Here is a 12041-nt window from a genome sequence, read left to right as displayed (position 1 = left end):
GAGGGACTGGCGTTCGCAGCGGCAAGCCTCTTGAAGGCAGCGCTCACGCTTCGATGAAGCCGAGGCGCCCTACTCAAAGTTGTGCCGTCACCACAGACCATAGTGAGGGTTTCGACAGCGAAGCGGCACCAGTAGCGGTTTCCCCCACAGACAAGTAAACCCACAGACAAGTAAATAAGAGAGGATAGTCATGGCAGATTTGGAACATCAAGGGCAGTGCCCAGTCCTACCTACCGCAACCGCGATTGGTAGTCGGTCGAATCAGGATTGGTGGCCTAACCAATTGAATCTAAGAGTTCTCGAGCAGCATGCACGTTCGGTGAGTCCCTTAGGTGCCGACTTTACGTATCGTAATGCATTGAAGGATCTCGATGTGGAGGCGCTTCAACGTGATATCGTTGCGGTGATGGCCGATTCACAACCATGGTGGCCGGCTGACTGGGGTCATTATGGGCCACTCTTTGTGCGCATGGCGTGGCATGATGCGGGAACGTATCGAATCTCCGATGGACGTGGTGGTGCAGGGACCGGTAACCAGCGATTTGCTCCAATCAATAGCTGGCCGGATAACGCCAGTCTCGATAAGGCTCGTCGCTTGCTCTGGCCGATCAAACAGAAGTATGGGAAGAAGGTTTCATGGGCGGATCTCATCGTTTTTGCGGGCAACTGCGCGCTTGAGTCAATGGGATTCCGCACGTTCGGATTTGGCTTTGGTCGCGAAGATATCTGGGGCCCAGAGGAGGATGCATATTGGGGCCCAGAGGAGACTTGGCTCGGAGACGATCGCTATAGCAACGATCGTGAGCTTGCCAACCCCTTCGGGGCGGCACAGATGGGGTTGATCTACGTGAACCCGGAGGGTCCAAACGGCGATCCAAACCCACTTGCTGCTGCCCAGGATATCCGAGAGACCTTCGCTCGTATGGCCATGGATGATGTTGAGACGGTAGCACTGGTGGCGGGTGGTCACACCTTTGGCAAGACCCACGGCGCGGTTCCGAACGCAGAGCGCTATATCGGGCCCGAGCCAGAGGGCGCCCCGCTGGAGCAGCAAGGCCTTGGCTGGCGAAACCTCTACGGAACTGGGAAGGGTGCCGATGCATGGACGAGTGGCTTGGAGGGCGCTTGGACCGACGATCCGGTGCATTGGGACAACGGTTTCTTTGGCAACCTTTTTCGCTATGACTGGGAGTTGTCACGGAGTCCCTCCGGCGCTCAACAGTGGATCCCCAAGGATCCTGGTGCCAGCGATGCGGTACCCGATGCCCATGATCCCTCCAAGCGTCATTTCCCGGTGATGTTGACGACCGATATCGCACTCAAGGTGGACCCGATCTATGAACCGATAGCAAGACGGTTTTATGAGCATCCCGATGAGTTCGCCGATGCATTTGCGAGGGCTTGGTTTAAGCTGATTCATCGAGATATGGGGCCTGTCACTCGCTACATTGGTCCCTTGGTGCCGGCACAAACCCAGATTTGGCAGGATCCAATTCCGATGCCAAAAGACCCATTGGTCAATGCCGAAGAGATTGCTACGCTGAAGGCCATGCTAAGCGCATCCGGTCTTTCGGTCTCGCAGTTGGTGACCACCGCGTGGGCGGCAGCCTCCACATTCCGTGGGACTGATAAGCGAGGCGGTGCCAATGGGGCTCGTATCAGGTTGGCACCACAGAAGGATTGGCAGGTCAACAACCCTCCAGAACTAGCTCACGTGTTGGCGACGTTGGAGGACATTCAACGTGACTTTCACGCCACCCAGGCGGGGACCACGCGCATCTCCCTTGCTGACCTGATCGTTTTGGGTGGATGTGTGGGCATCGAACAGGCGGCAAGGAGTGCTGGGGTCGAATGTATGGTTCCGTTCACCCCGGGTCGTGCGGATGCCACTGATGAGCAAACTGACGTCGAGTCATTCGCGGTTCTCGAGCCACGTTTTGATGGATTTCGCAACTTTCTACTCGCTGATCAGAAGCTCCCTGCTGAGCATCTACTGGTAGAGCGGGCCGATCTGTTGACCTTGACCGCAACAGAGATGACCGTGTTGGTCGGCGGCATGCGGGTTCTGAACACCAATTTTGCAAACGCACCACATGGCGTCTTCACGACGAGGCCTGAGGTGTTGAGTAATGATTTCTTTGTCAACCTGTTAGACATGGCCACCGAGTGGCAACCATCGACGACAATGGACCAGGTCTATGAAGGGCATGATCGGGCGACGGGGGAGCCGAGATGGACTGCCACGGCGGTGGACCTGGTCTTTGGCTCGAACTCACAACTTAGAGCGATTGCAGAGGTCTATGCGAGCGACGATGCGAAGGAGAAGTTCGTAGGTGACTTCGTGGCCGCCTGGGACAAGGTGATGAATCTGGACCGGTTCGATCTACGCTAGCCAGGCTCGCCCCTCGCGGCAGCTACGAGTTTGCGATCCAATCGCCGAGACGCTGGACCTCGTCGGCCGTGTCGATGGAGATAAGGCCGACACAGCGAGGTGCCGCCCCTCGCGGTGCTCGCACCGGTAGCGGCCTCCCCCAATAGACCGGATGCAAATGAGTGGTAACGGGAACGATGCACCGTCAGTAGGACTGCCAAGGCTCATTTGGGGTTGCCTTGCAGACCTTGAGAAGGTGGGAACAGGAACGGCTTTGCAAACCAACCGACGGTATACCCGAAGTCCGCTGCCGTTGTGACCTCGCCAAAATCCAGACGATGAGGCTGAGGTCTGCAGGTCCGCCAGACTGAATCATCTCGGGTTTTGGCTTGGTAACGAGTCAAACGAGGCTGGGTCAAGCAGCAAGTGGACGGCAAATCTCCGTGAGTCGTCTTGGCAAAGATGCACGGAACGGAATGCCTTCGCACTGGACCGGAGGTAGCCCCCGTTAGATTCGCGAATATGGGCCCCGATAAGAACCAACCAGAGGCGATCTCTGGATCGATGTGGCGTCTTGCCGCCTCGGCTTTCGTTGTTCTCGCTGCTGAACCTTGCTTCGTGCTTGTGGACACTGCGGTGGTGGGCCATCTTGGTGCTGTGCCACTAGGGGCTCTGGGTATCGGGGGGACACTTGTGTCGTTGGTCGCCATGCTTGGCGTCTTTTTGGACTATGGAACCACGGGACGTGCAGCTCGTTGGTTCGGAGCCGGTCGTCGTGGTGATGCGATTGATGAGGGGATCGCGGCTACGTTCTTGGCTCTCGTTCTGGGTATCGTCGCCGTTGGGATCGGTGAGCTCTTCGCCGGACCACTCATTCGATTACTTGCTGGTGGAGCCGGCCCCACTGCCCGGGCCGCAGTGACCTGGTTCCGCGTAGCGGCCGTTGGGGTGCCTGGGATGCTTGTCGTGTTGGCCGGTAATGGATGGATGCGGGGAGTACAGGAGACGCGTCGTCCTGTCCAGATTGTGGTGCTGGCGAACGTTATCTCAGCGGTGGCTTCTCCGGTGCTCGTCTATCCGCTGAGGTTTGGTCTCGTTGGCTCTGCGATTGCGAATCTAGGTGCGCAAGTCATCGGCGGGGTACTCTTTCTTTTGGTGCTTCGAACTGAGCGACGCCCCTGGTCTCCACGCATGAACGTCGTGAAAGCGCAGCTGCGCACCGGAGGTGATCTCTTCATTCGCGCCGTCGGCTTTCAGGTGGCGGCCCTTGTCGCGGTGAGCGTGGCTGCTCGGATGGGGACTGCAAGGCTCGGCGCCTTTCAGGTCGGGTTGGAGTGCTGGGTGTTGACCACACTGCTTCTTGATTCGTTCGCCATCGCGGCCCAGTCGTTGGTAGGCGCCGCGCTGGGGAGAGATGATACCCGTGAAGCGCGACGATTGGCCTGGCAAGTCGCTCGCTATGGTGCCTACGCTGGAATTGCCTTAGCCATCGTGCTGATCCCTGGTTGGTGGCTCGTCCCTTTGGCCTTTACCTCGTCGTCACCGGTCCGCCAACAGATCCAGGTGCTGTGGCCGTGGCTGGTGGCACTACAACCAGTAGCGGGCGTGGTCTTTGCGCTGGATGGAGTTCTTGTCGGAGCCGGTGATGTTGGTTTCTTACGCACGATCACGCTCATTGCAACGATTGGCGTCTATGTACCATTGACGCTGATTGCGTTGGGATATGGCTGGGGATTGGGAGGTATTTGGGCGGGACTCGCGGCGTCGATCGTCATTCGTTTTCTCGGGATGATGCTCCGCACAGCGCGTGGAACTTGGGCGGTGCCAGGCACAAGGGATTCAGTTTGATCGGCGCATTCGACGAATCAGATGACCACGTTAGTGGTCAAGAACCGGCCAGGCTCGTGGCGGATATACGACTGACGAGATCGGTGATCTGCATCTGTCGGACCGCTGCGGGCGCTGGATCGACGCTCATGGCGGTACCAGGGTGGGGAGACGGACAGACTCGGTGCGTCCAGTATGCCATCGCGGACAAACGAGTTCAGGTGGAATGGCCAGGGAACGAGCGCTCTGATCGCGGGAGATAACAGGCCACCGCGTAGTGGAACCTCCTAGCCGCAGAGAGCGGTGCACCCAGATGTGGAGAGTGGCGGCACCCGAATTGATGGGTGTTCGTTTGGTTCAGATAGCGGTCGGTTTTCCGCTCGCGAGTCGATGATGGGAACCTCTTGGTCGATTGTGCGATGGATGGAGCTGTCGCCCCTCGTGCGGTTTCGACTCCGCGAGCCGTGGTCACGATGTATTATGTGGTCACGATGTATGACGCGGGCTGGCTGTCCGAGGTGGTAGGGGTGTGGCCTCTCAAAGCAGAATGCTTTGTCAAGCATGCCGTATCGGGAACGATCGGTGACCATTCGGCACAAGGACGAGCCCTTCGAATGAGGATATCAGACCATGCCTGAGTCTGATGATCTTCCATTCGAAGGGCTCGTCGTCTACAACAACTTGGTGCCGTTGCGGTGCACCGGTCGCGTCAGAGTGACGCAGCGATGCTCATGCGGTACGTGCTGACCTTGTTGCACTTGAGCGGTACATGAATGGGATGGACCCAGCACCAACCAGAAGATGCATCACAATCAATCCAATCATTGCCGTGGTAGATGTGGTTGCCGTCAGTGGAAGAGCGAGAGAGGCCAGCACCACTCCCACTGCGATCAGCGTCCAGAGGGTAGCTGCACGAGATACCCTTCGCTCCATGAAGGAGAGCAGCGCCCACCCTGCTAGCGAAACCATCAGGCTGACGCCGATTATTTGAGCAAGACCTAGTGTCGTTGCGGTCCCGGTACCGAAGCGGATTCCAAGGTGGATTCCAAGTACATGTACCTCGACCACCCACACAAGAACTGCCGCCAATACTGCATTATGAACGGCAAAGATCCTCATCTTGATGGGACTACTTACCTGCTCGCGATTCGCCACTATCGTCATCGACTTCCCCTCCTTCGGGTTTGTGCAAATGCCCACTGCATCGCTGGGCAATAACCTATTGGCAAGCGCTCTCATCGGTCATGACCCATGAGATGCGATTCTCGGTCCTCCAGGTGGAGCTCTCTCGTACTCCTCAGGGAGTAGGTGAGGGACCATCGTCAGTGGTAGTAGACAGACGAATTGGCGGCCTACGCTAGATAAGCAATGAATACTTTCTTCAAACTACGACAATCACGCCTCTGGTCCATTCCCATTGGCACCGGGTTCGTCGCCATCCTTGCGCTCGTTGGGGCCTGGTTTGAGGCTCATCCGCAGAATCATTATGCCGGCCTCCATCTTGTTACGCAACCACCACTTGTTGCCTTTGCGATTCCACTCGCAGCGGCTATGTCTCTTCTCTTTGTGCGTCGGCACTCTACGGCCGTCTTCTTCGTTACTATCGTCGCCGCTATCGGGTGGTCGGTGCTTGGGCAGCTGAACGGAGCGACTCTCGTTCCTATCCTCGTGGCCGGGTTTTGGGTGGCCCAGGAACACAGCTGGCGCAAGGCGGCTCTCCTTGGGTTGATCGGGACCATCGCGCTCTGGGTCGCCAACGGCTTTTTGGGGCCATTCGGGTTCATCGGTGGTCCTGGACTGACCATGTGGCCCGAGATGGTCGCCGCATTCGCGCTTGGCAGCGTCGTCTCGGCACGACACCTGTGGCGAGACGAAGCTCGGGCACGCCAGCTTGATGCCGAACGAGCGCGCGAGGAGGAGATCCACCTGATTATCAACCGAGAGCGCATGCGTATCGCCCGTGAGCTTCATGATGTCGTCGCCCACACAATGGCGATGATCAACATCCAAGCCAGCGCCGCTCAACTCCTTCTCGACAGTGATCCAAGCCGAGCCTCAGAAGCGATTGCCGAGATTCGCTCAGCGTCCAAGACGGGCCTGCACGAACTCAGATCCATCTTGGCGATTATGCGACCCCCAGGGCAAGACGAAGATCACGGCGAAATTGTCCCCGATCTGTCGGCGATCCGGAGGCTTGTCAAGGACTGGAATCAGGCAGGCGTACCCACTTCGTTGGTGGTTGAGGGCGAAGCCACTGAGCTTCCAACTGCGGTTGCGCTGGCGAGTTTCCGTATTGTCCAAGAGGCGCTGACCAATGTGGTCCGGCATGCCGAAAACCCGACCACCATCGTGACGCTTGCCTACACGCCTACTTCGTTAATGATCGACGTGCACAACACCACGACGAGTCCGAGCTCTACCTTCCGGGAAGGAGCCGGCACCGGTCTTGTCGGCATTCAGGAACGGGTGCGATCACTCTCTGGTACCTTCACTGCATCCCCTCTTGCGGATGGAGGTTTTCGGATCGAGGCGGTTTTGCCGCTGCATACAGAGAGAAACCGGGATGATCAGCCGACCTTTACGCTGAGCGATACCGGGCATTCTGGTGCCAGCGACGCTGACAGTCGCCGATGATTCGCCTATTACTCGTTGATGATCAGGCGCTTATTCGCGCTGGGCTGAGAGTACTTCTTGAGTCGGCCGACGATATTGAGGTGGCTGCGGAGGCGGCTGAAGGCGCCACCGCGATCGCTCTGTTGCGTGCACAGCCCATCGACGTGGTCCTAATGGATATTCGAATGCCGACCTTGGATGGGCTCGCAGCGACAAAAATCATTGCAGGCGACCCGGACCTCGCCAAGACCCGCATCATTGTGCTGACAACCTTCGCGGAGGACGAATACATTCTGGAAGCAATTCGCAATGGTGCCAGTGGCTTCCTTGTCAAAGATAGCGAACCCTCTGAACTTATCAATGCGGTTCGAGTCGTCCACCGGGGCGAAGCGCTACTCTCCCCGAGTGTTACGAGATCACTGATCGCCACTATCGCAAGTAGAAGTACCCCTGCACCCACGAGTCAGGCTGCACTCGATATCTTGAGCGATCGGGAACGAGAAGTGCTTGTGTTGGTTGGTTCTGGGCTCAGCAATACCGAGATTGCCGAGAAACTCTACCTCAGCCCGCTGACGGCGAAAACCCATGTAAGCCATATCATGTCAAAGCTCGCGGTACGCGATCGAGCCCAGCTCGTCGTGATCGCCTATGAGACTGGCCTGATTCGGCCATCCCTTTCGTGAGGATCCAACGGCCATGGGTGTTGGGAGTCGTTTGCGCCCAGAACCTGACGAGATACCCATGAGGTGTCTCTCTCACCAGAAGCAATAGTGCTGTCGGACAAGGAACGGGAGGAGGCATCTTGTCGTACTGGCGGAGCACCAGCGCCTCGTGATCATTGTGGACCGGAGCTCTAGGGCATCGTGAGCCTGGAGTGATCGCGATCTAGCGGGTTGGTCTGCTCGTTTGCCTAGCGGGTGAGTGGCTTATATTTCATCCGATGGGGCTTATCAGCGTCGGTGCCTAGCCTTCGATGGCGGTCGACTTCGTAGTCTGAGAAGTTGCCCTCAAACCAGCGGACTTCCGCCTCTCCCTCGAAGGCGATGATGTGGGTGGCGACCCGGTCGAGAAACCAACGATCGTGACTGATCACCACGATGCATCCGGGAAAACTGAGCAGCCCATCCTCCAACGCCCGGAGTGTGTCGACATCGAGGTCATTCGTTGGCTCGTCGAGGAGGAGCACATTACCACCACTTCGTAGCACCTTTGCGAGTTGGACTCGGTTGCGTTCTCCGCCCGAGATCTCTCCAATCTTCTTTTGTTGTGCACTTCCCTTAAAGCCAAAGCTCGATACATACGCTCGAGCATGGATCTCTCTGTGCCCGACGACAATTCTTTCAACGCCACCCGTGATCTCGTCGTAGACGGTAGTGGTTGCGTCCAAACTGTCGCGTGACTGGTCGAGATAGGTGAAATGGACCGTACCTCCGACCTCAATGGAGCCCCCATCGGGCTTGTCTTGGCCAACGATCATCTTGAACAGGGTGGTCTTACCAGCACCATTGGGTCCGATGACACCCACGATACCTCCCGGGGGAAGCAAGAAGCTCAGGTCCTCGATGAGTAGTCGATCGCCAAACCCCTTTGTAAGGCTCGCTGCATTGACCACCACATCACCGAGACGAGGTCCTGGTGGAATGGCGATCTCCAAAGAGTCGCCTCGTTGGTCGGCTGCCTCGGACTCCGCCACCAATTCATTGAAGGCGTTGAGCCGAGCCTTACCCTTGCTCTGTCTGGCTCTTGGCGACATCCGGATCCATTCGAGTTCGCGAGCGAGCGCTGCTTGGCGCGCCCGGTCTGCCTTCTCCTCGGTGGCAAGGCGAGCCTGCTTTTGTTCGAGCCACGAGGAGTAGTTCCCTTCCCAAGGCATGCCTCTGCCGCGATCCAGTTCGAGGATCCATGAGGCTACGTTGTCGAGGAAGTATCGGTCGTGGGTGATGGCGACTACCGTGCCGGCGTAGTCGTGTAGCGTGCGCTCGAGCCATGCTACCGATTCCGCATCAAGATGGTTCGTTGGCTCATCCAGGAGCAGAAGGTCAGGTTTGGCAAGGAGCAATCGGCATAGTGCGACTCGGCGACGTTCGCCTCCAGAGAGCGTGGTCACATCGGCGTCAGAAGGAGGGAGGCGAAGGGCGTCCATCGCCACCTCAAGCGTGCGATCAAGGTCCCAACCGTTGATGGCATCGATCCGAGTTTGGAGGTCTGACTGTTCCGCAAGGAGGGCATCAAAGTCGGCATCAGGAGAGCTAAAGGCCTCACAGACCTCGTTGAACCTGGTCAACAGGTCGCGTTGTTCGGCCAGGCCGTCGGCGACGTTACCGATGACATCCTTGGTTGGATCGAGTTGGGGCTCCTGTGGCAGATAGCCCACTGTGAACCCAGGGGTGAGGCGAGCTTCACCGCTAAAACCGTCATCGAGACCCGCCATAATACGCAGGAGGGATGATTTACCCGATCCGTTTGCCCCGATCACGCCGATTTTCGCACCTGGGTAGAAGGACAGGTTGATCCCTTTGAGGACTTCCTTGTCAGGTGGATAGAAGCGACCGATGTCGCGCATCGAGAAGATGTATTGAGGAGCCATGCCTACCAGTCTCGCTGGTGTCGGGTAGATCTCCTGCAGCTGGATCAAAACTCTTTGGGCATTAGCTCGATCGGAGAGGTGCGTTCCTCTCCCCACGAGGATGGACTGGGCATGCGGGGTCCAGTGCCGCACTTGGTGAGCGATACCCCGCGACATGAACGTCGTGGCTCGCGGATTCGCTGGTGAGATCGGTGAGATAGCTGAGATCGGCTACACGGCACAGAGCCCTGTTACCCGGCCAAGGGTGAGAGATGATCTGCCCACGTCGAGGCAACCCAGTCTCTAGAGTCGCTGGTCTCCGCCAACGAGGCGCTACGACGTTGCACTTGGGAACGCTCGGGATAACGGAAGATGGATGAGCCCGATGCGTACCGGGCCGCGTCCATAGAACTGCGCCAGCCAGTCGATCTGATCAGTTTTGATCATCTCGACACGGAGGTCACTGACCTTCCTATGACTCGAAGGGTATCAGCTGAACCGATTCATCGTGCCAATCCCTGCGGATGATCTTCAGTCAAAGTGACGTTACGCCGATATTGTCGCCATGAGGGAACTTGTCCTGCGGAGGCCGGACACCTGTGTGTCCTGTGGTAATAGCGTGGCTGCGGGGGAGCGTGCGGGATGGGATGCCGTGGCAAAGAAGGTGACGTGTCGATCGTGCCTCGATTCCAGGGCGGACACCGGGTTGGCATCGGAGCCTGCTTTAGCGGAACCTTCGGTGCCGGTAGTTGATCCTGGGGTGGCTGGTCGATCAGTCTCCCGGGAGGCAGAGAGAAGATCTGTTCGCCACCAGCGACAGGAAGAGGCACGCGTCACTGCTGACCGAGAGTGGCGAACACAGATCAAAGCCAAACACCCACTGGCGGGACGGCTTGTCGCTGCCGTGACGCCAAAAGCGCAGATACGAGCTGCACCTTCGCATGTTCAGGTCTGGGCAACCGGTGCCGTTGGCGAGGGTAAAGTCGGTGATGTGCTTGACGCGATTCCGGGGATCATCGTCCTCAACGACCGCCATAAGCCAAGGAGTCGTAGCAACATCGACCATATCGTTGTGACGTCATCCGGGGTGTGGGTGATCGATACGAAGGTCCGAACAGGCAAACGTCTTGAGTTCGTAGACAAGGGTGGCCTCTTCATGCGAGATCAACGACTCATCGTCGGTGGGCGGGACGAGACCAGACTGGTCGACGCCATGACCTGGCAGGTCGAGGCGGTGCAACGGGCCTGTGCCGATCTACTCGGTGAAGCGGTGGTGCGGCCAGCGCTCTGTTTTGTCGACGCCACCGTTGGCTGGTTTGATCATCGACCCTGGATGGTGCGTGGTGTGGTGGTGTGTTGGCGGGCCGTGCTGCCCCAACTCTTACTTCGACCTGGCCCACTTGGGCGTCGACGTATGGACGTGCTTGCCGAACGCATCGCCTCCAGACTCCCAACAGCATGAGATAGGATCCGTCTAAGACGGTTGCTCATCGGGCTTGTGTCAGCAGGCAAGATTGACGTCCTTGGCCAAGGGTTCGGTGGCGCCCTACAAGGGGAACCGTTACGCGGGGATGTGGCTAGTCTGCCTGCGTGGGGTGCACGAGAGGCAAAATGAGAGGGATTTGTCGATGTCCTTGACGGCGAACGTATCGACGGGGTTTCCAGGCGCATGGGTACGAGAAAGCCCTCGTTAAGGCCGGTTATGCGATCATTGCGGCTCCTCCACGGCGATGGCGTCTCGTGGTGTCGACCAGGCCTGCCAGGAGGGACGACCCAGTCTCAGAGTTCGCTACCGTCGTGGATTTGGTACCGCTGGACCAGGATCTGTTGGTCCGCTCGCCTCCTTTCTTTGGCTCCGTTGCTTTGGCGCGGTTGCTTTGGCGCGGCTGTTTGTGCATAGATGCTCCCTTGCCTTCGACGGGAATTGCGGTATGAATCATACGATCCATGATGGCCCCAGCCACGGTGCTTTCCTCAAAGCTCTCTTCCCGTGCCGAGAGGGATAACTGTGAGCAGATGATTGAACCGTTCTCCCCTCGGTCATCGAAGGTAGCCAAGATCTCGGTGGAACCCAGTGGTTCGATCGGTAAGGTCGGCGAGACCCCCCCCAATCATCGACGATGACTAAGTGGGTCCTCGCAAGAGGGCATGAATCGGTCCCATTCCCACGGGCTTTAGGAACTCAGCAGACGGTTCTCATGCTCGAAGTTCGGGAATTCAGGTGTCGAGGTTGATTCTAGAGTGACCGTTGCACCTGAGTGACTAATAGTGAGTTCACTCATAATGACGCACCCTTTACAAGGTTCTCATGCTCACTTGTCCAAGAGTTGTTCTTGCCTCTCCGAGTACGGCCAGCATTGTTACTGGTCTTACATCCTCTCTCCAGGTGATGAGTCAACCCATCATCTGAACTGTCGCCTGTACCCGATAAGGGCCCGGGAACGAACAGGGCACTGGCCTCAACTAGACCAGGACTGGTAGCCGACCAGTCACGGATATTGAGCCCAGCATTGGCATCGCGATCGGAACCCGTCAGAGTACTTGCTGGGAGGGGATGTTGTAGACCCTAGTCGGTATCAGCTCACCGCCGACGCTTTGGGCTCGGAATTCACTGGAACCAATGAGGTGGAGACAACAGGGTCCCAGTTGCGGGTGTTGCCCTGG

General features: G+C 57.9%; 8 protein-coding genes. 5 read left to right on the top strand and 3 right to left on the bottom strand.

The window, feature by feature from the left end; translation table 11 throughout:
- Window positions 1-190: 190 nt before the first annotated feature.
- Window positions 191-2392 carry a catalase/peroxidase HPI gene (gene katG, locus M7439_RS07985; RefSeq protein ID WP_298344486.1) on the top strand — a complete coding sequence of 734 codons (2202 nt, stop codon included), beginning with the start codon at window positions 191-193 and terminating at the stop codon, window positions 2390-2392.
- 501 nt (window positions 2393-2893) lie between these two features.
- Window positions 2894-4219 carry an MATE family efflux transporter gene (locus M7439_RS07980; protein WP_298344483.1) on the top strand — a complete coding sequence of 442 codons (1326 nt, stop codon included), beginning with the start codon at window positions 2894-2896 and terminating at the stop codon, window positions 4217-4219.
- Between the two features lie 708 nt (window positions 4220-4927).
- Here M7439_RS07980 and M7439_RS07975 read toward each other — a convergent pair.
- The gene (locus M7439_RS07975) at window positions 4928-5362 is read right to left on the bottom strand and encodes a DUF6069 family protein (protein WP_298344480.1); all 435 of its coding nucleotides are present in this window, start codon (window positions 5360-5362) and stop codon (window positions 4928-4930) included.
- Between the two features lie 204 nt (window positions 5363-5566).
- Between M7439_RS07975 and M7439_RS07970 the strand changes: the two genes are divergently transcribed.
- The gene (locus tag M7439_RS07970; protein WP_298344476.1) at window positions 5567-6832 is read left to right on the top strand and encodes a sensor histidine kinase; all 1266 of its coding nucleotides are present in this window, start codon (window positions 5567-5569) and stop codon (window positions 6830-6832) included.
- Window positions 6829-7494 (top strand): response regulator transcription factor, encoded by a 666-nt coding sequence (locus tag M7439_RS07965; RefSeq protein ID WP_298344473.1) that lies wholly within the window; start codon window positions 6829-6831, stop codon window positions 7492-7494. The genes M7439_RS07970 and M7439_RS07965 overlap by 4 nt, the downstream gene beginning before the upstream one ends.
- Window positions 7495-7721: 227 nt before the next feature.
- On the opposite strand, the gene ettA is transcribed toward M7439_RS07965, so the two are convergent.
- Window positions 7722-9398 (bottom strand): energy-dependent translational throttle protein EttA, encoded by a 1677-nt coding sequence (ettA, locus tag M7439_RS07960; protein ID WP_367184982.1) that lies wholly within the window; start codon window positions 9396-9398, stop codon window positions 7722-7724.
- 718 nt (window positions 9399-10116) lie between these two features.
- On the opposite strand from ettA, the gene M7439_RS07955 reads away from it, so the two are divergent.
- The gene (locus M7439_RS07955; protein WP_298344467.1) at window positions 10117-10839 is read left to right on the top strand and encodes a nuclease-related domain-containing protein; all 723 of its coding nucleotides are present in this window, start codon (window positions 10117-10119) and stop codon (window positions 10837-10839) included.
- A gap of 238 nt (window positions 10840-11077) precedes the next feature.
- Here M7439_RS07955 and M7439_RS13060 read toward each other — a convergent pair whose 3' ends face one another.
- On the bottom strand, window positions 11078-11488 hold the full coding sequence (locus M7439_RS13060; protein ID WP_367184981.1) for an ATP-binding protein: 411 nt from the start codon (window positions 11486-11488) through the stop codon (window positions 11078-11080).
- Between the last annotated feature and the right edge of the window lie 553 nt (window positions 11489-12041).

The sequence above is a fragment of the Ferrimicrobium sp. genome (assembly GCF_027319265.1).
Taxonomy (GTDB): Bacteria; Actinomycetota; Acidimicrobiia; order Acidimicrobiales; family Acidimicrobiaceae; genus Ferrimicrobium.
The sequence above is the reverse complement of the archived record's forward strand: the minus strand, read 5'-3'. Positions and strand labels throughout refer to the sequence as shown.